The organism is Puniceicoccales bacterium, assembly GCA_031255005.1.
Taxonomy (GTDB): Bacteria; Verrucomicrobiota; Verrucomicrobiia; order Opitutales; family LL51; genus JAIRTH01.
Genome location: JAIRTH010000003.1, coordinates 1 through 19,193 on the forward strand (window position 1 = coordinate 1; position 19,193 = coordinate 19,193).

A 19,193-nucleotide genomic window follows, 5' to 3' on the forward strand; every position below is an offset into this window, starting at 1 on the left:
CAGAATTTATCATGGTTGCCATGAGTTCTGTGGTCTGTCTATCGGTGGTAAGATGGATGGCATTGATTCCAGCTCGGATACCGGCCAGAGCGTCCATGTCTCTGTCTCCGACCATATGGCTTTCTTTTGGATTTAGGCCATATTTTTTTATCATTTCCAGAATGAACCTAGGCGATGGTTTTCTGTAAAAATATGATTTTTCCGGATTGGGAGGCTCGGTGGCAATGCAAATTTCTGTGAAACAGTTTCGGATGCCTATTAGATCTATGAGTCTGTTATTACAGGAATCCACATCGGCTTTGGTGTATTTTTTTAAAAAAACTCCGCTTTGGTTGGTGAATAAAAATAATTGGCATTGGGCATTTTTTAGTATGTGAACTGCTTCAGCAGTGCCATCCAGCAGTTGGATTTTTTTCGGATCACAGACATAGCCATGATCCACATTGAGAGTACCATCTCGATCGAGGAAGATGCCAGAGTTTTTGAATTTTTTCATCTTGCACAGCCAGGGAGCGATGGATACTATCTAGATGTGTTTGGATTGTTCAAGAAATTTCAGAGTAAAATAAAGAAAACATCATCGAAATTGTTTGCTGTGATCGACAGCATATTTTCGAAAGGCTTGGACCAGAATGCAATAGAAGCATTGGAGGAGGCCATGTACAGCGCTGATTTTGGCGTGGATACTACCCGGGAAATTCTGGATGAAATAAAAGAAGCTCATCGCAGAGACAAGCAACTTAAAGGACAATCGGTTTTGGATGTGGCTTCTTCGATTTTAAAAAAAAGTTTGACCGGAGCTGACATTGATATTAATTTTTCTGACAGGCCGATGGTGATTTGCTTGGTTGGCATAAATGGTTCTGGTAAAACAACAACGGCTGCAAAGTTAGCCAATAAATTTTCAGCCGATGGGTTGACTGTGATTGTGGGAGCCTGCGATACTTTTAGAGCTGCGGCCAATGAACAGATAAGGGAGTGGTCCGAGCGATTAGGTTTTGATGTTGTTGGTAGTCAACATGGTGCAGATTCTGCATCGGTGGCTTTTGATACCTATGAGGCGGCAATTGCTAGGAAAAGAGATGTGGTTATTCTTGATACTGCCGGAAGATTGCACAACAAAGATTCGTTGATGGCGGAGCTTGGCAAGTTGAAGAGGGTTTTAGGAAAAAAAAATCCTATGGCACCGCACCATAGTTGGTTAGTAGTGGATGCTAGCCTTGGGATGAATTCATTGATTTCGGCTAGGAAATTTCACGAAGATTTCGGACTAACTGGTGTCATTGTCACAAAGTTGGATGGTACTGCCAAGGCCGGTGCGCTGGTGAGCATATATAGAGAGCTTAGGTTGCCCATATATTTCGTTGGTCTGGGCGAGCTGCCAGAGGATATCCAAAAATTTTCCGTGGATGAGTATGTGGATTCATTATTTTTTTCAACCCGCGACTGATTCATAACTAATTGCCCATAAACTAGTTTCATTATTTTGGCTTAAACATTAGTATCTTGGCCTAAAATTTTCTCTTGACATAATGGAAAAACCTTGAGAGAAATAGGCCATGAAGTGTGAAAAATATATTAAATTATTGACACTAGGCGTCTTGTTTGGTTTTGTCTTCTCAGCTCAGGCTGGTTCAGAAAATGATGGTTTTACCGATAAACTCTGTGTTCAGCTATCAAAGGTTATGAATGATATCACTAATACTGCTACTGATTTTATTCCTGAAGAAATAATAAATAGGTTTAATTCAATTTTGAGTAAATTTCAGGGCCTTTCATTAAATGAAAATCAACGCTCTGATGTATTTAGTAAATTTAGGTGTATAAGTGCAAAATTTAGTAATAGTTTTGGCCATATACGTAATAAGCATTCGCAGATAGTTAATGATATGAAAAGGATAGAGCAGGACTTGGATATGATAGGTCAGGCTCGGATCAAGATAGTTGATGATTCAGAAAAGTTACGTGATCAAGGAGAAACTTTAAAAAGTTTTATCTTGCAAGAAATGTACATAAACAGAGTTATTCGTCGAAATAACTTAATTTTGCCGAAAAGTTTTTTCGAATATACTTCTCAGCAAATTGATGATGAGAAAAATCGAATTAAGGGTGAAGGCAAGAAACTTATTCGTGAACTCAAGAGCCTTAATGATAGGTACGATGAGCTTTGTGGTAAGCACAGTCGGCTTGATAATAAATGTAAGAAATATATAAACCAGATAAACCAGATAATAAAATCTACAAAAAGCATGCGCAGCCTGTGTAACATTTGGCAAAATTTTAATGGTGCATTGTGAGAAATAACTCAAGGTAGTAAATAATATTATTAAATGAGTGCCCGGGGTATGGGTTTATGTCCATGCCTTGGGTTTATTTTTTTTCGAATATGTAAGATTTTCTGTGGATGAGTATGTGGATCCATTATTTTTTCAAGCCATGGCAGACTTGTAACTAATTATAACTAAAATAATTAAATTTTATTTCCAAAATGCTAGTATTTTAGCCAAAAAATTACCCTTGACAAGGCGGAATATTGCCACAAAGAATAGGCCATGGAGTATGAAAAATATATTAGATTATTAGCCCCAGGTTCTTCGTTTAGTTTGGCTTCATCAGGCCAGATCGAGGCCTGTGAATATGGTAAAGGTGATGATCTGTCTAATTTGATGAGTCAGGTGAATCCATTATCCCAGGTAAATGGCGATGAGTCTATTGCGTTCAATTGCTCAGGAATATGGACGAGATTATTGAGGTTATTAATAGCAGTGAAATTGATCCTATTCCCGAAGAAATTGTGAACAAATTTCATTCAATCTTGGATAGACTTCAAAAGATTCCCTTAGGTGAAGATCAATGTAATAAAGTGGCGAATAAACTAAGTTATGTGTGTGGAGAATTTGATAAAATGAGCAATAACACATGGAATTGTTTCATACATATAAATTGCGATATAAAAAAAATATCTCTACATAAAACTAAAATAATGCAGCGTGGCGAGAAATTTGAACAGTATGAGAAAAGGTTAGTTGTCAGAATGTTGATATTAATGGACTTGCTTAACCAGGAAAAGTGCTCAAAAAATTTTACCGATCCACAGAATGATGCAGCTTTAGAAATTGATTACAAAGGTGATTTCGATATGGGGCTCTTCAATGAGATTCATATAATTAATGATAAAGTTCGGCAAGCTAATAATGAGGCTTTGCAGCTTTGCAATGAGTGTCAGCAGATTAATAATGAAATTCAGAGACTTTGTGATAAGCATTCGCAGTGTAATAGGCGATATCAACAACTGAAGAAATTACAAAAAATTGTGGATGATCTGAAGATTTCTACCATTAACGTTGAACAATAGCGCCAAGGGCAATAAACTTGCTTGCTAGATAAATGCATGAGATATTGATTTATATCTATGGCTTGGGTTGGTGTGACTTTGGTATTCTATTTACGTTTTTATATTTTTTTACTTGACCTGGCGATGTGTATATTCTGTATATTATTTAGCATGAGGTGTATAAAGTATTTGTCGTCGTTAATAATGATGCCAAAAATATAACTAAATCAATGGCGAATGGAGGCATAGGTATCGTAATCGCAGGCAGATATGTGTTCACGTCTGTTAAATGGCGAAACTATGAAAATAAAAGCAATTGACTTTCTCTGTGGCCAGACTACAAGTTGACCAGCAGGCGAGATAGCTCAGTCGGTAGAGCAGAGGACTGAAAATCCTTGTGTCGGCGGTTCGATTCCGCCTCTCGCCACCATCTGCATCTGTTAGCTTTCTGCACCAATTAGTTTTTATAAGTACACAAAAATTTTTGTGCAAAATTTTCAACTGGTTTGTTTGCCGCTGTGCCTAATTCCTTAATTAATACCATTTTATCTATTTTCTTTTCGAATGGAATAGGTTGTACTTCTTTCGATGGCCAGTTGAATTTTTTCAAAGGCGGCATTAATCGTTTCAGCTTCAAGGGTTTTCTCCATGGGCTGGAAATTTAATTCAAACGAAAGGCTCTTTGAGCCGGCCGGTATTTCAGGCCCACGGTAAACATCAAATAAATTTATTTTTTCTATAAAAAATGTATTATCAGCGGTAGCTTTGGCGATGGCATTCAATCTATTCATCACCATACCAGCAGGTTCCGAAGCATCAACCAGTAGCGAAATATCGCGCAAAGCCTTTGGTAATGTAGGAAATTTTTCGTAACGATGTTTTTTAGGATTTCGTCCAATGGCTGAAAAATCTGCAACAAATTCAGCACCAATGATGGGCATATCAAGCCTATGCCAATGGCATGGGTTGTAGGAGATATGGCCAACTTTTAGGCAGAAGGAATCCTTGGATATGTCGCCGGCCTTGGCTGAATAATTTTTTTGCCAAAACCTGTCATCTAGTTGAGAGAAAATGGGTTGTGTGGCAATCTCTGCCAGTTCAAAAACCCTAGATATTAACCGTTTTGCTTCATAAAAGTCCGGCCTTTGGCAGTGCAACCAGGACCTTTCAAGATTTTCTGTTAAAATTACGAATGCCACCGATAGGGCTTCGGTTAGAATGCCATCCTCGCAACGAAATACGTTCCCTATCTCGAACAACCGCTGGACGTTATTACTATTTTGGATGTTGTATGTGATAGTTTTTAATAGTCCAGGCAGCAGCGATGGCCTCAGATAAGTTTGATCTTCCAGCAGCGGATTTGCGAGCTTAAGTCCTGCAACGGAAGCAGTTGCGCATTCTAGATCATCGACACAGCCCAGAGTATAATTATAACACTCATTGAAGTTGTTGTTTGCCAAGAAATTTTCGGCCTTTTTCGTGAATTCGGAAACCCTATCAGATTTTCTATCAGAGATTTTTGTAACAAATGGCATTTCTGGAATGCGGTCTGTTCCATATATCCGCAAAATTTCTTCCACCAAATCGACGGGTCTTGTAATTTCCCAGCGAAACGTTGGCACAGAAACTTTTAGGTTACTATTTTTCGCGTCGACGTCATATTTCAATCGTTTTAATATGGCTAGAATTTCGTCGGCATCTATGGCAAATCCAAGAACTTTTTTAACAAAATCCAATTCGAGATTTATGACATTGGCTTTCCTTCTACTTCTGTCGGCGATTAGACAAGGGCTTTGGAGCTTGCCGCCACATATTTCAACTATCATCTTGGCAGCCAACGCTCCAGCTTTCTGGGTAAGACTCGGATCTATTTCTCTGGCATAGCGATAGGAGCTGTCGGTGCCGATGCCAAGTTTTCTCGCTGTCCGATGAATCTTAGTAGCATCAAAATAGGCACTTTCAAGCAAGATGTCTGTGGTGTTACTATCTATGCATGAACGACTTCCGCCAATTATCCCTGCCAAGGCCAGTGCGCCATTTATGTCTGCAATGACTGTGGCGCTGGGATCAATTTCGTGTTCCAGCGAGTCCAATGTGAGAATTTTTTCGCCATTCCGAGCCTGGCGTACAATCACCTTATCTCCGGTCATTTTTGCTAAATCAAAGGCATGGAGAGGTTGGCCAAAGGAAAACATGATCCAGTTTGTTATATCTACTACGTTATTTATGCTATTCACGCCAATGGACTTAAGATCTCTAATCAACCAGTCCGGCGAAGTTTCAATTTTAACTTCGGAAATTTTCCAGGCTGAATAATACCTGCAGCAATCCGAGGATATCTCTAGCGAAAGGGAATTTTCATTGATTGATGCGATAGGCTCTTGTATATCAATGGGTTTCAGTTCTATATTGTAATAGGCAGATAGTTCTCGGGCCACGCCATAGTGGCAAAGTGCATCACCTCGATTGGCTGTTAATTTTAGCTCAAAGGTAATGTCGTCGCCATCGAATAGCTCGTGAAATTTTTTTCCCACGGGTATATTTTTTTCCAAAATCAATAGGCCAGAGTGGTCACTCGTTAATCCTAACTCTTTGCCGCTGCACATCATACCGTCGGATGCAATGCCTCGCAGATTGGATTTTTTTATCTTTGTTCCATCGGGTAAAAATGTGCCCGGCAGGGCAACCGGGATTTTATCACTGAGCTTGAAATTTTTCGCTCCACAGACGATGTTCCTCACATCATTTTCGCCAATTTTTACTTCGCAAAAATTGAGTCGATCGGCGTTGGGATGTTTTTCTATTTTTATTATTTCGCCAACCACCAGTGTTTCTTGGGGTTTCATTTCGATGCCAGAGATCGATTCCACTTCCAGTCCTAGCTTTGTAAATGTTTCAGCAAGATCATCTTTCGAAACATCAAGATCGATGAACTTCTTAAGCCATTTTAGATTTATTTTCATTTATTTCTGTATATTTTTACTATTTATGGAGAACTTTGTCTTGATTTTTTGCAGCGACGCAAGATAATTCAAAAGCTTGGATTGTTTGAAAATTGCTTGAATCTAACTGACTTGCCGATGAAATAGAAGCCGAGCATGCCGATTGAAATCATCAAAAACGCTATCTTTCCCACCGTGGCTGGATTTGTGTGGGTTAGCAAAAAATATCCAATGCTAGGCGATAGAAAATTTCTTAGACCAATCACCACTAAATCAACGCTCATGTATTCGCTTAACTTGTTGCTGGGAGCTATTTTAGTAATCCAAAGACTCCAGGCAATTAAACCGCCGCCGTGGGCCAGTCCAAGAAATATGCTGGCTAATCCAATGAAAAGTGGGTCCTTGGCCAATAGAAATAATGGCACGCCTATTAAATGGCACATGTTTACTAACTGCTTCATTGGTACAAACTTAAGTCTATCAAAAGTTTTTCCCCAAAAGTATGAGCTGACGATACGTGAAGTCGTTGGGATGATCGCCGTTAAATAGGTCAAGGTCTGATTGGAAAAATTAATGCCATATTTTTCGTTGGCCAAGTACTCAATGCGCAGAGGCATTGTCATTTGATTGGCGACACCGATCAGTGTCCAGCATAACAAGATGTAGCCAAAAAGTTTGTCTTTCCAGATCAGATGAAAGTTCTCAAATAGAGCGTGGCAATTTGATTTAGGCAGTTGCCTTGATGGTATTTTTATAAAAATTAGGGCGCAAAAAAATGCTGCCACAGCCGCAATGCCCAGCACCAGTCTGAAGTTTGCTAAGTCTTTGTCTAGCAGCATGCTACTTATTTTTGAGAAGACTAATCCAGAGATTGCCATAAATATCATTGAAAGGCCAAGTCTGGATCCGCGTTCTTCTTTCCTATAGTTTTGGCCATAGATATCTATGAGAATGGTCGGTGGTTGCTTGTAGATAAATCGAGAAATTACTGCGAAGATTAAATACGTCTGCCAATGGTTAGAAAAGGCCGATAATGATATGGCTATGGATATGATTAGGAAGCAGATACAGCATATGATTGAAACTTTAATGCCCGAATAGCAGGTCAATTTTTGGGTTATGGGGGCAAAAAGCATGCCCGAAAGGCTGATGGTTTCGAGCAGTAACTTCATTTCGGTGGGCATGTGAAATTGCCTAATTGCTATAAGTAGTATGAATGTCTTAAATTCTACATCTATAACGCCTTGCAGCGCGCAACGTAGTGAGTCATATCTGAACATGCGCTGGGACAGCGTCAGTTGGTCTGCTCGTTGCATGGCTTCGTTGTATTCATCTTCTGGCCAGAAAGAAGGTCTTTAAACCGCTTACAATTTCTCAGAGAATCTAAATCAGTGTCGTCGTTAAGCCATTGCTTATCATTATATCCGAGTTCAATTGCGCGCTGTATTTCTGTGATTGCTTCGGTTTTTTTTCCTATCAAAGCCAGGCTGCAGGCAAGATTATAATGGGCTGCAGGATTTGTTGGGTCTAGTCTAACGCATTTCCTGTCCATCTTCAAGCCTTTGCGAATGTCGCCGCTTTCAGAATACAATTTAGCTAATAACCAAACAATTTCTGTGTAATTCTTATTTTTTGCATAGAGACTTTCGTAAAAACTCTTATAAAAATCTACCATTTCGGAACACATGCCAACCTCCGGACAATCATGATCAGGTTAGAAAACAAAAAGCAAGCATATTATTGATGAATGAACCGATTTTTAATTATCGGCGATACCTCCGTTTAGGTCTTTTTATATCGCTTTGATTCTTTTCATTCTCCGAAGTTTTTGAGTTTTTGACAATTTTTTCATGTGCAGATTTTTTGTTTTTCTCATTTTTCTCTTCTTTAGCTTCTTTTTTCTGTTTTTTCTTCGATCGATTTTCCTTGGCCTGAGCCCGCAAAGCTTCGAGTACTTTTTTGCGATTTCTGCGATTTTTTTGTGATACATTTTGGGGTTTTGCTTGGACATTTTCTTTTTTGGATGGCGGCTCGGATTCTTTAGTATTTTCATTGGCTATTTTTTTAGCATTTTCCCTATCTAAAGCCTTTTGTTTTTTTGCTTCCATCCGGTCTTTATGGGCCTGGATACGCTTATTTTTTCGTTCTTTTTTGAGATTTTTTTTCTGTTCTATTTTTAATTTTCTCTTTTCTTTTTCGGCGGTACGTTTTTCATCCAACTTCTCCTCTTTGGTGATACTGTAATCTTTTGATTTATATTTCCTGAGCAGATTAAATTCTTTGGAATTCAGGGTTGCCTCGCCGGATAGGTTGCTGTCACTAAAAAATCTATTGTAATCTTTGATAGCTTGTTCATCTATCTTTACAATCTTTGGTGTGATTAAATATATCCGTTCAAGGACATTATTGGAAGCCATTTTATTTTTGAATATGTTTCCAATGATCGGGATATCCTTGAGCAGTGGTATGCCGGTGTCAGCCTTATCGTGTTGTTCGTGAAAATATCCACCGATAAAAAGACTTTGACCTTCATAGAGTACGGCTTCAGTATTGATTGAGCTGGTGCTGGTTGAAGGTGTGCCTGTGGCACCAAATCTGGGATCTTTATCCACTGAGCCGTCGGATACTTCCACCATTAGTTTTATTTTAGGATTGCCGCCTTCGTCATATTCTTCTGGAATTATATGAGGCACAACAACCAATTTCGTGGAAGCCGTTACGTCGTATAATCCCTGCGATTCTTTGCCGGCAACTTGTACATATACTGTATTGGATCGGTCTATCACCGCTGCTATGTTATCCACGGTTAGCACCGATGGCCTGGCCAATGTTTGGGCATCGCCGGCTTCTTCCAATGCTTGGAGTGTGGCCGTTAGAGTATAATTTTTAAAAATTCCATTTATACTTGCCCTGGATTTTTTGTTGTTAGATGGATTGAATAGGACATCTAATCGATGGCCTTGCATGCTAAGTAGATCTGTGCCAAGTTGTTCTGTAATGCCTTTGCGAATATCTATTATGGCCACATCAATTCTTATGGCCTGCTGCGAGACATCCAGCTGTTCGATGAGATTGCCAAGCAATTCCATGTCCTGTTTTTTTGCTTTTACGATGACAGCATTTAGCCTGGAATCATAGGTTATGAATATATCTTTCCAGGTTTTTTCATTTTTTATACCACTATCGCCGCTGTTTTTATTTTCAGTGGCAGCGGGTTTTTCATTGCTTTTATTATCCTTTTTAGATTTATCGTCATCGGGTTTGAAATAATTGCAGTTATCCGTTAAATCTTTAACAGCTGTGGCCTTGTGTGGATTTTTTTTATCGGTGGTCATGCCAATGTTTGTATCGCCTATGGCTCCTGGACTGTTATAAAGTATGGCCTGTAACATGGTGGCGACTCCGGGAATGGTCACAGTCCCACCCTTGTAATTGAACGACATATCGTAGGCCCAGGCATTTTTGAGACGAAATGATTTTATATCATAGACATCGGTCATGCGTTCGACGATTATTTTGGCCGATAGATCTGAGATCACTTCCATCAGTTTTGGTGGCCCACTTACTACCAATATGCCGGATTTTTCCATGGGTCTGAACGAAAAGTTCGAACTGGAAAATCCTAACTGCTCCATGACCTTTGCCAGAGACCGCATTTCATCAGGACTCATTTTCCACACTTTGGACATAATTTCGTTGCCCTTATATACATACAAAATGCTGCCATCGAAGAACCATACCAGTCCATAGGCCTGGGTCATGTCATGCCAGAACTGTTTTGGAGCTACGTTGCTAAATTTGCCATTTACTATGTCGTTTACTTTTTCACTCACCACGATATCGATTCCTTGCATGGAGCAGAAGCTTTTTATCAATTCGCTCAGGTCCTGATCTTTGGAGAAGTGATAATAATTCGAATCTTTCCAAGGAATGCCATCGTCCGATGATTGGATTGGAGAGACTATTATGCCATAATCATCTTGGATAGTGCTTTTTATCGTGCTACAATTCAATGACTTTCTGTCATTGTGTTTTTCTGATTTTTTGGCAGATGTTTTTGGAGTTGCTTCTGTGGATTTGTCAATGGCTACATTTGAAACGCCACTTTTTGGTGTTGCTTTATCCGGGGTAGATTGACCATCGGATGCTTTAGTGGCGTTTGGGGTTGCCGCTGCATTGTTAATTTTTAAAGAAGAAGCGCTTGCGTCTGACAAGAAGCATATTATAAAAAAATATATCAATGGGGTTCTCATATTTGTTACCTTAGGAAATTTAGTAATTGCATGGATTGTCCGACCATGGGTGGAGGATTGCCAATGGTTGCATCGGACCAAAAAGATAGATTTGCCACAAAGGATTCTGCTTCCAGAATTATTCCATAATCGTCCATATCTCGTAGTTCAAGTTTGCGTGTGATCATCAATCTTCGCTGAGGTACATCGATGGAGAGAGTGTCATTGTTATCTTTTATCCTACCGAAATTCCATTGAAGAATTTTTTTTAAAACCGATTCAGATTGTTTATTGTTATCGATGGTTACTCCGGCAATACCATTGAATACAATGGTACTGCTTCCCGCTTTATATACCTTGAGCTCAATGGCTTTATCAAGTACAATTTCATATACACCGCCAATTTCAGTTTCCCAATCTTCGACTCTAAAAAACTCCGATAGGACACCTATTGCATCACCCCACTCCATACGCCAACGGCAATTCTGTAATTTATAACGAAATATGCAAGCATTCATTGCGTTAAGATTTAAAACCTGGGGTTAAATTAATTCATTCATATATCAAAAAAATTCTTGACATATCTTCTTGCCATGCAATGAGTTCCATATTTATGCGATTTTCTTTGGAGTGTTTTGTTTGATTTTTCAGCCTAATTGGCTATAATCGCAGACGAAATGGATGGAATTATGAGATCAAAAATATTTTCAACTTTTATGTTTAGTGCTTTGTCAAGCTTTATTTATCTGGAGGCTGGAGTAAGTTATTCGGTGGATAAAAAATGTCTATTGGCAGATGATAGCGAGACTGGTAGGTTCAATGATATGATGGAATTTGATGATATCCAAGATGTGCAGTCCTTGAGTAATGAAGGGCCGGATACGCTGTGTGCGAAGATTAATAATTCGTCTACGGATGAGATCATTGATATTATATTGGAATGTGTTAGAACTAACAATGGGCTTTATCTTAGTTATGTGCTGCATTATCCATCGGACGAAACTATGCATGCTCTTATCCAAAGGCTTAGTGACGACGAGATTATTGATATATTTGGTTTAGTTATAGCCGCTGAGCGACATTGGGAAATTCGACGCATTATGTTGTTATTAAACAAGGACGATAGGCGTTGCAAAATCAGGAATGTAGCTCCGGATCTTATTAGAGAATGTATGGATAGGACTTGGTCGTCACTCAATGATGATCAATGGCAATGATAACCTTAAACATCAATTAACAATGAATTATATTAAATATTTTTTAGCGATGGCATGTGGTGGAATGGCTATCACCCAAGGGGATGTCCATGGTTTTAATATGATCTTTGAATCTAATAAAAATTGGGATAATTTTCTAAATGATGAACAATCTGGAAGCAGTGACTCCAATGAATGGGAAATTGATCTAGAGATGGCTAGCTTTCGAGAAAGAGTTGGGCAGGCCAGTCCGGATGAGGTTATCCATATGATTTCTGAATTCATGGGTTCTGCTAATGGTTTATATCTTTCAAATATAATTTTCTTCATGAATCCCGAAGACATTACGACGATTATCAATGCATTTAATGATAATCAGATCATCGATATCATGCATTTTATATTTTATTTCGGAGAACCTATTGCTATCCAGCGGTTGATTATGATTTTGGTTTATGGCGATAGGTGGTCGGCCATTAAAGATATTATTAGCAGGCATCCATCCTATCTAGATAATTTATTCCGGGAGCATATGGAGTGTGCCATGAATGTGGTTGATTTTAGAGAAGAGGAAGGATCTGTGTCCGGAGATGATACAGTTGATTCAGAGGATTAATCTACTCAATCTTAATAAAAATAAATTCAATCGAAACGGAACATTGGCGAAGCCAGAGGCAATTCTCAGTCTGCATATTTTTTAGCAAAATGTTAAAAAAGATAAAATTTACAATGATTTTACTTGCATCGATTTTGTTATATAAATTATGAATTGAAAATATGCTAGATGAGGGTAGGGCTGCTTTAATATATTTAGCTATGGCGTTTATGACCAAAACAAAATATTATTACTGATTGTTTTGCGTAGTATTTTTTTGCTGGTTATTATATTATAAGCTTTATAATATGATTATGGATAGGATTGCAAAAATATGTATATCGTTGGCTTTGCCTATGGCCTTTGGGATTGAGCAATTGAATGCAGGGGGTGAGATTGTCAATGATTCTAAGAATGTTTCCAGGCACATTTTCAAAAGAGGTAATAAAAAAACCTGTGGCCAAAATAAAAATCGTGATTTTTATAGAGTTGTACCAATGAAAAATGGGTTTGATTCAAAAGTCGTCGATGATGAATCTGAGCCAAAAGATGAATATTGTAGGCCACTGAATATGATAGCATTGCGAAGAAAAGTGGAAAAATCATCAAAGGAAGATGTGGTGGCTATGATTCGCAAATTCCTAAGTTGTGGTGATTCGTTATCATTGAAATGGGTGGTTTCTTCGATGATTTATCCAGATAGCCTTGAAATCATCGCTGCTTTAACCAAGAGGGAAGTGATTAGATTATTAGAATTGCTAATTAGCTTTCAAAATAAAGCCTGTGCTCCTCGAATAGTTCTTCATTTGGAAGAAAATAATCAATTGAAAAAAGTAAGGAGAATGGCCAGAAATAAAAAAATTGGCAACCCTGTGGTGTATGAATATATCCGTAAACTCACGAATATGTTGTTATAATGGATTTGTAAAAATTTTGATAAAAAGACTGCTGCCATTGAAAAGGTGCAGCAGTCTTGATTTTATCTATGAATACAATTATTGATTATGCAATTGTTATGGATTCTTCTAAATATACGTCCTGGATTGTATTGAGCAATTCAACTCCGTCGCGCATGGGACGCTGAAATGCTTTTCTCCCACAGATTAAACCAGAGCCACCGGCTCTTTTATTTATTATTGCTGTCATAACAGCCTCATTAAAATCATTTTGACCAGAGGCACCGCCGGAGTTTATCAGTCCAATCTTACCCATATAACAATTGGCAACCTGATAGCGGGTTAAGTCTATGGGATTATCGCTGGTCAATTTATCGTATACGTCATCATGGGTTTTTCCAAATTTCAAGATTTTAAATCCTCCATTATTGGTCGGAAGTTTTTGTTTTATTATATCAGCCTCAATGGTTACGCCCAAATGATTAGCCTGGCCGGTCAAATCTGCTGAAGTGTGATAGTCATTGTCTTTGGTAGAAAAGGCGGAATTCCTTAGATAGCACCATAGAATTGTGGCTAGGCCATGCTCATGGGCATGTTCGAAGGCTTTGGTGGTTTCTTGGATTTGCCTGGTGGCTTCATTCGAGCCAAAGTATATGGTAGCTCCTACGGCAGTGGCTCCCATATTATAAGCCTGATCAATGCTGGCAAAATATATTTGATCATGTTTGTTAGGATAGGTCAGTAGTTCGTTATGATTAAGTTTTACGACAAACGGGATTTTATGGGCGTATTTTCTGCTCAATAATCCTAGGACTCCCAGGGTGGATGCCACGGCATTGCAACCGCCTTCGATGGCTAATTTGACTATATTCTCTGGGTCAAAATACAGAGGATTTGGTGCAAAACTTGCTCCAGCCGAATGTTCTATGCCTTGATCCACCGGAAGAATGGAAGTATAACCAGTCCCGGCTAGTCTTCCGGAATTTAAAATTCTAGCCAGATTGTTTAAAACTATGGTAGATCGATCTGAATGAACAAGAATTCTATCAATATAATCCGGCCCAGGCAGATGTAGGTCGGATTTTTTGATAGTTTTGCATGTGTGCTCAACTAATTTTTGTTTATCGCCATCTATAAAATCTTTAATATGCCTGTTCATGGGACTATGGTATTCGCAAAGTGATGTCCTGGCAATAAGAAAATATCATTGAAATTTTTTACATTTTATTTCTTTTCATTTTTAGCAAGATTTGCCTGGGCTGCAGCAATCCTGGCAATGGGCACTCGATTTGGCGAACAGCTGGTATAGGCCAGGCCGATGTGATGCCAAAATGCGATGGATGCTGGATCTCCACCATGTTCTCCACAGATACCAATTTTAATATTAGGTCTGGTGACTCGGCCCCGCTCACAGGCAATCTGGACTAATTGACCAACTCCTTCGGTGTCTATCGAAGCGAAGGGATTTACTTTTACGATTTCCTGTTCGATATATCCTGGTAAAAATGTGCCGGAATCATCACGACTCATCCCCAAAGCAGTCTGTGTCAAATCATTGGTACCAAAGCTAAAAAATTCAGCTGTTTCGGCTATTTTATTGGCAAGAAGCGCTGCTCGTGGTAGCTCTATCATTGTGCCTACGGTATATTTTATTTCCAGGCCAGTTTTTTGCATCACCGTTTTGGCGGCCTGATGAATTAGTATTACCTGGGAATCGAGTTCTTCTTTATAGGCGACCAACGGAACCATTATCTCAGGATTTACGAAATTACCTTCTTTGATGACATTTGAAGCGGCTTCGAAGATGGCCGTTGCCTGCATGGTCGTTATTTCCGGGTAGGTTACTCCTAGGCGACATCCTCGGTGGCCAAGCATGGGATTCAGTTCATGTAAAGCTTGGACTCGGCTCCGAACTTTTTCTTCGGAAATATTGAGTTTTTTTGCCAATGCAGCCTGAGCATCTTCGGTATTTGGTAGAAATTCATGTAGTGGTGGATCCAGTAGACGTATGGTTACAGGGAAACCCTTCATTGCTCTAAAAATACCTTCGAAATCACCGCGTTGTAGTGGTTGCAGCTTATCCAGGGCCCGTTGTCGATCTTCAATGCAGTCCGCAAGGATCATTTCTCTCATGAAATCGATGCGATCGCCCTGAAAGAACATGTGTTCGGTTCTGCAAAGCCCTATGCCTTTCGCTCCCAATGCCACGGCCATGGCTGCTTGTTCCGGTGTGTCTGCATTGGTGCGGATGTCCAATTTGCGATGCTGGTCAGACCAATTCATAACGGTGTCGAATAGTCTAAATATATAGCTCTCTTCGGCCTGCATGGTTCCGGCTAGTACTCGGTTTACTTCGGAAGGTATGGTGGTAACCTGGCCAACAAATACTTCTCCGGTGGTGCCGTCGATGGATAGATATTCGCCTTCCTTTAGAGTGATGCCGTCAACGGAAATTGTTTTTGTTGAGTAATCCATATTCAGCATACCGGCGCCACAAACACACACTTTTCCCATCTGTCTAGCCACCAATGCTGCATGGGAACTAACTCCGCCGCGGCTGGTTAAGATACCTTCCGAAGCCAACATTCCTCTTATATCTTCGGGAGAGGTTTCGATGCGGCAGAGCACAACTTTTTCACCATTTCTGTGGGCTTCTTCGGCCATCTTTGCGGAGAAATATATTTTGCCCGAAGCGGCACCTGGCCCGGCAGGTAGACCCTGAGCTATTTTCTTGACAGACTTCTTTCCATTGGGATCGAAAACCGGTACCAGCAGAGAAGAGACCGACTCCGCAGGGATGCGAGCAATGGCGATTTCCTGAGTTATTCTGTTTTCCCCGACCATTTCTACGGCAATTCGGACAGCAGCCATGCCGGTCCTTTTCCCGTTACGGGTTTGCAGCATGTATAATTTATTTTGTTGGACGGTGAACTCGAAATCCTGCATATCCTTGAAGTGATCTTCCAGAGTGTGGCATACTTTTACCAATTGTTCGAATACGACGGGCATATCCTGTTCGAAATCAGCGATGGGTCGAGGTGTCCTTATGCCGGCTACCACATCTTCGCCCTGGGCATTTATCAGATATTCGCCATAAAAAACCTTTTCACCGGTGGCTGGATTTCTTGTAAAGGCCACGCCGGTGGCGCAATCATCACCCATATTGCCAAACACCATGGATTGCACATTTACTGCCGTTCCCCATTCGGCAGGAATGTTATACTTTCTTCTATAAATTACAGCTCGTTCATTGTACCATGATTCGAATACGGCTCCGATGGCGCCCTGGAGTTGGTCATGAATATCCTGGGGAAATTCTTTGCCAGTGGTATTGCGAATTAATGATTTATATTTATTTATTAGGTCGATCAAATTTTCTTCGGATAGTTGGGTATCATCGGAAACCTTTGCCTCATTTTTTATATTATCTATTATGATTTCAAATGGATCTCGGGAATGTTCATCCTGGGCATGAACTCCCATAACCACGTCGCCATACATTTGAATGAATCTTCGGTAGCAATCCAGGGCAAACCTTCGATTATTGGTATTGCTGGCAAGACCTTCGACGGTTTCGTCATTTAGGCCAAGGTTTAGAATGGTATCCATCATTCCTGGCATGGATTCTCTCGCACCAGACCTGACAGAAAACAGCAATGGATTGGCTTTATCTCCGAATAGTTTATTCTGTTGTTCCTCTACACTTTTTATAGCCGATAAGACATGGGGCCATAGCTGATCTGGCAATTTTTTGCCATTGGAATAATACTCGGTGCAGATTTCCGTAGGGATGGTAAATCCTGGAGGTACTGGCAGACCGATCTTAGCCATTTCGGCCAGATTAGCACCTTTCCCGCCTAGAATATTTTTCATGGAGGCATCACCATCAGTTTTGATTCCGAACTCAAATATATAATTTTTTGAAGCCATAGTAACAGCTAAAAGGATAAATTTTTATACTAAACATTACAAGAAAAATGATACGAAGAGTTTTTAAATTTTTGTTATTTACTGTATTTGAATTATTTTTAAGCATTTTTGAGTTGGAATTTCGTTAATGTCGGATGGCCAGGACATATTGCTGGAATCTGATGGGCAATTATGATGAATCTGCCAGCAGAAAGGATGGAATGTCGACAAATTTCGATGAAAAATTTGCTATATCTATGGAATTATCTAGGGAATTAATGAAATATTTATAGCATTAGCCTGTTTAATCATTTACAAGTTTTAATTGTGCTGTAGAATATTAGACTCATTGATGGCGTTAAATGTGGACGGTATAATTAACTATGAGCACAAAGGGATTGGATGGCTATTTATGTATAGTAAGTCTAATAATATCGATGGTTTTTCCGGTAAAATCTTTGGCAGTCATAGCAGAAAAAAATATGTTAATCACATGTAATTCCACAAAGCAAAATATAAAATTTACCTTAGGTGTGAATCCAGATCAAGATAGCACTAAAAATGTACAATATTTTGATGCGCCAGGTCGTATTTGTTTGAACACAGACAATGATGTTTTAAATAATAAAATTCCTTGCGATGCTAATATATATAAATCGAAAGTAAACCTGAATGGCGACAATATTTTCTACATGGCAGTCACTAAAGGAGCTGTATGCCCTATGGAATTGCATGAAAAGGTAAACAATATATTATCAAACATTTTTAATAATTGGAAAACCAAAAGTATTCCTTATATAATTACACCGGATTTAATTGCCGATGTATGTGTTCTGTCCATGAGTACCAATGCTTCGGATCCATTGTCCAATACATACGATGACAAAAGGAAAAATATTTACAGTAAGCTTGGTGGTGTTAATAAATGTCGAAATATATTAATCGCGCTCCAAAGAACTGTGGATGAGCTGATTATTGGATTTAATGATCCGAATGTGGATTATAATACATTACTCAATTATGTGGATAAATTTTCGTATATTTTTCTATGTGTAGTAATTAGTAATCAAAATAACATTGCCGAGCAAATTTGTAAATTCTGGACTGATAACCAAAATTTAAGGATCTGTGAATTCAGCGATGCTCTCCATGTTTTTATTCGTGAAGTTTTTAGGAGATTAATCCCTCGTCAAGCCAAAGGATACGGCATTTCGCAGTTCGCCATCAATCTTATTATATGGATAGAAAATTGCATACAATTAATATTGTCACCCATGAATCAAGATCGAGAATTCGTGCAACTTACACAAATAATTTCCTGTGGCAATCAATTGTTTGCCTGCAGTGGATTGTTTAGTCAAGCATATAATGAGCTGCAAAGCGTAAATTTATCCGGATCATTGCTCAATAATAATTTATTAATTAATTTATTAACAGAAGTATTAAGTCTATCGAACGAGATTTTTTCTCTGAACACGCAATTTGAGACATTAAACACGCAATTTGAGACATTAATTAATGGCTTTAATGAAAATGTGCCAGTGGCGGATCTGTCAAACATGATATCCGAATTATCGCTTATTAATCAGTTGTTCCCAAAGGTAAACCAGTTGAATGGTATCTTGAAACAGTATGCTCAGCTATTACCGCAAGCGGAATTATTAGAATTTGCAGCTTGCAAAATGCGTGATTATCATGCGCATATGAAGTTTTTATTGACGTCATTATTGGCAAATTTGTACTCATTACAATCATTGGAGGCATCGTCAAGTATAGCTGCAGGTGTAGGCAATGAGTTAAATTTTAATTATGGATTACCCAAAGAACCCTATGATCAATTTTTTACAGGATCATTCGATTCAATGAGCCAAAGGGCAGATTATAGAAATAGAAAATCTTTGAAAAGAAATACCAAAAAAGGAATCAAAAAAAACAAAAAAAGCACTTTATCGAAGAAAAATAGAAGGCGAAAAACGAAAAAAAAGTCAAATACTAAAAAATCAAGGAAAAATAGTTTGTTAAAATCAACAAAAAAAGTGAATAGAAACAAAATTTTGAGAACAAAGATAATATAGTTTCAAGATTTGTT

General features: G+C 38.9%; 16 protein-coding genes and 1 tRNA gene. 9 read left to right on the plus strand and 8 right to left on the minus strand.

Annotation, left to right across the window (positions count from 1 at the left end; all coding sequences use genetic code 11):
• Window positions 1–496: HAD-IIIA family hydrolase (locus LBH49_00525; protein MDR0351125.1), on the minus strand; the 496-nt coding region annotated here is incomplete at its 3' end.
• 36 nt (window positions 497–532) lie between these two features.
• On the opposite strand from LBH49_00525, the gene ftsY reads away from it, so the two are divergent.
• The 5 genes from ftsY to LBH49_00550 all read left to right on the plus strand — a co-directional run bounded on the left by ftsY (window position 533) and on the right by LBH49_00550 (window position 3,764).
• Window positions 533–1,450 (plus strand): signal recognition particle-docking protein FtsY, encoded by a 918-nt coding sequence (gene ftsY / locus LBH49_00530; protein MDR0351126.1) that lies wholly within the window; start codon window positions 533–535, stop codon window positions 1,448–1,450.
• Between the two features lie 109 nt (window positions 1,451–1,559).
• The gene (locus LBH49_00535) at window positions 1,560–2,297 is read left to right on the plus strand and encodes a hypothetical protein (protein MDR0351127.1); all 738 of its coding nucleotides are present in this window, start codon (window positions 1,560–1,562) and stop codon (window positions 2,295–2,297) included.
• 255 nt (window positions 2,298–2,552) lie between these two features.
• Window positions 2,553–2,798: a hypothetical protein gene (locus tag LBH49_00540; protein ID MDR0351128.1), complete on the plus strand. Its 246-nt coding sequence runs from the start codon at window positions 2,553–2,555 to the stop codon at window positions 2,796–2,798.
• Entirely contained in the window at window positions 2,735–3,355 is a 621-nt protein-coding gene (locus LBH49_00545) for a hypothetical protein (protein ID MDR0351129.1), read from the plus strand. The genes LBH49_00540 and LBH49_00545 overlap by 64 nt, the downstream gene beginning before the upstream one ends.
• A 333-nt stretch (window positions 3,356–3,688) precedes the next feature.
• Window positions 3,689–3,764: transfer RNA gene (locus LBH49_00550), tRNA-Phe, on the plus strand.
• Window positions 3,765–3,879: 115 nt separating this feature from the next.
• Here LBH49_00550 and pheT read toward each other — a convergent pair.
• The 5 genes from pheT to LBH49_00575 all read right to left on the minus strand — a co-directional run bounded on the left by pheT (window position 3,880) and on the right by LBH49_00575 (window position 10,978).
• Window positions 3,880–6,297: a phenylalanine--tRNA ligase subunit beta gene (pheT, locus tag LBH49_00555; protein MDR0351130.1), complete on the minus strand. Its 2,418-nt coding sequence runs from the start codon at window positions 6,295–6,297 to the stop codon at window positions 3,880–3,882.
• Window positions 6,298–6,365: 68 nt separating this feature from the next.
• Window positions 6,366–7,592 (minus strand): MFS transporter, encoded by a 1,227-nt coding sequence (locus LBH49_00560; protein MDR0351131.1) that lies wholly within the window; start codon window positions 7,590–7,592, stop codon window positions 6,366–6,368.
• A complete protein-coding gene (locus LBH49_00565) occupies window positions 7,571–7,951 on the minus strand; it encodes a tetratricopeptide repeat protein (protein ID MDR0351132.1) in 381 nt (126 codons plus the stop codon). Before LBH49_00565 ends, LBH49_00560 begins: the two co-directional genes overlap by 22 nt.
• Window positions 7,952–8,039: 88 nt before the next feature.
• Window positions 8,040–10,529 (minus strand): hypothetical protein, encoded by a 2,490-nt coding sequence (locus LBH49_00570; protein MDR0351133.1) that lies wholly within the window; start codon window positions 10,527–10,529, stop codon window positions 8,040–8,042.
• Between the two features lie 5 nt (window positions 10,530–10,534).
• Complete coding sequence (locus tag LBH49_00575; protein ID MDR0351134.1) at window positions 10,535–10,978, minus strand: CesT family type III secretion system chaperone; 444 nt, start codon at window positions 10,976–10,978, stop codon at window positions 10,535–10,537.
• Between the two features lie 219 nt (window positions 10,979–11,197).
• Between LBH49_00575 and LBH49_00580 the strand changes: the two genes are divergently transcribed.
• The 3 genes from LBH49_00580 to LBH49_00590 all read left to right on the plus strand — a co-directional run bounded on the left by LBH49_00580 (window position 11,198) and on the right by LBH49_00590 (window position 13,216).
• Entirely contained in the window at window positions 11,198–11,725 is a 528-nt protein-coding gene (locus LBH49_00580; GenBank protein ID MDR0351135.1) for a hypothetical protein, read from the plus strand.
• 49 nt (window positions 11,726–11,774) lie between these two features.
• Window positions 11,775–12,320 (plus strand): hypothetical protein, encoded by a 546-nt coding sequence (locus LBH49_00585; protein MDR0351136.1) that lies wholly within the window; start codon window positions 11,775–11,777, stop codon window positions 12,318–12,320.
• Between the two features lie 293 nt (window positions 12,321–12,613).
• Complete coding sequence (locus tag LBH49_00590) at window positions 12,614–13,216, plus strand: hypothetical protein (protein ID MDR0351137.1); 603 nt, start codon at window positions 12,614–12,616, stop codon at window positions 13,214–13,216.
• A gap of 85 nt (window positions 13,217–13,301) precedes the next feature.
• Here the strand turns inward: LBH49_00590 and LBH49_00595 are convergent, their stop codons facing one another.
• On the minus strand, window positions 13,302–14,354 hold the full coding sequence (locus LBH49_00595; GenBank protein ID MDR0351138.1) for a class I fructose-bisphosphate aldolase: 1,053 nt from the start codon (window positions 14,352–14,354) through the stop codon (window positions 13,302–13,304).
• Between the two features lie 65 nt (window positions 14,355–14,419).
• Window positions 14,420–17,125 carry a pyruvate, phosphate dikinase gene (gene ppdK / locus LBH49_00600; GenBank protein ID MDR0351139.1) on the minus strand — a complete coding sequence of 902 codons (2,706 nt, stop codon included), beginning with the start codon at window positions 17,123–17,125 and terminating at the stop codon, window positions 14,420–14,422.
• Window positions 17,126–17,487: 362 nt separating this feature from the next.
• Between ppdK and LBH49_00605 the strand changes: the two genes are divergently transcribed.
• A complete protein-coding gene (locus tag LBH49_00605; GenBank protein ID MDR0351140.1) occupies window positions 17,488–19,179 on the plus strand; it encodes a hypothetical protein in 1,692 nt (563 codons plus the stop codon).
• The last annotated feature ends 14 nt before the right edge of the window (window positions 19,180–19,193 follow it).

Bases quoted from the DNA above. Each gene is read 5' to 3' on its own strand.
- LBH49_00575 (MDR0351134.1), bottom strand. From the start codon at position 10,978: ATGGAGTGGGGTGATGCAATAGGTGTCCTATCGGAGTTTTTTAGAGTC.
- LBH49_00540 (MDR0351128.1), top strand. From the start codon at position 2,553: ATGGAGTATGAAAAATATATTAGATTATTAGCCCCAGGTTCTTCGTTT.
- LBH49_00585 (MDR0351136.1), top strand. From the start codon at position 11,775: ATGGCATGTGGTGGAATGGCTATCACCCAAGGGGATGTCCATGGTTTT.
- LBH49_00560 (MDR0351131.1), bottom strand. From the start codon at position 7,592: ATGCAACGAGCAGACCAACTGACGCTGTCCCAGCGCATGTTCAGATAT.
- pheT (MDR0351130.1), bottom strand. From the start codon at position 6,297: ATGAAAATAAATCTAAAATGGCTTAAGAAGTTCATCGATCTTGATGTT.
- LBH49_00590 (MDR0351137.1), top strand. From the start codon at position 12,614: ATGGATAGGATTGCAAAAATATGTATATCGTTGGCTTTGCCTATGGCC.
- LBH49_00580 (MDR0351135.1), top strand. From the start codon at position 11,198: ATGAGATCAAAAATATTTTCAACTTTTATGTTTAGTGCTTTGTCAAGC.
- LBH49_00595 (MDR0351138.1), bottom strand. From the start codon at position 14,354: ATGAACAGGCATATTAAAGATTTTATAGATGGCGATAAACAAAAATTA.
- LBH49_00570 (MDR0351133.1), bottom strand. From the start codon at position 10,529: ATGAGAACCCCATTGATATATTTTTTTATAATATGCTTCTTGTCAGAC.
- LBH49_00545 (MDR0351129.1), top strand. From the start codon at position 2,735: ATGGACGAGATTATTGAGGTTATTAATAGCAGTGAAATTGATCCTATT.
- LBH49_00605 (MDR0351140.1), top strand. From the start codon at position 17,488: ATGAGCACAAAGGGATTGGATGGCTATTTATGTATAGTAAGTCTAATA.
- ppdK (MDR0351139.1), bottom strand. From the start codon at position 17,125: ATGGCTTCAAAAAATTATATATTTGAGTTCGGAATCAAAACTGATGGT.
- LBH49_00565 (MDR0351132.1), bottom strand. From the start codon at position 7,951: ATGGTAGATTTTTATAAGAGTTTTTACGAAAGTCTCTATGCAAAAAAT.
- LBH49_00535 (MDR0351127.1), top strand. From the start codon at position 1,560: ATGAAGTGTGAAAAATATATTAAATTATTGACACTAGGCGTCTTGTTT.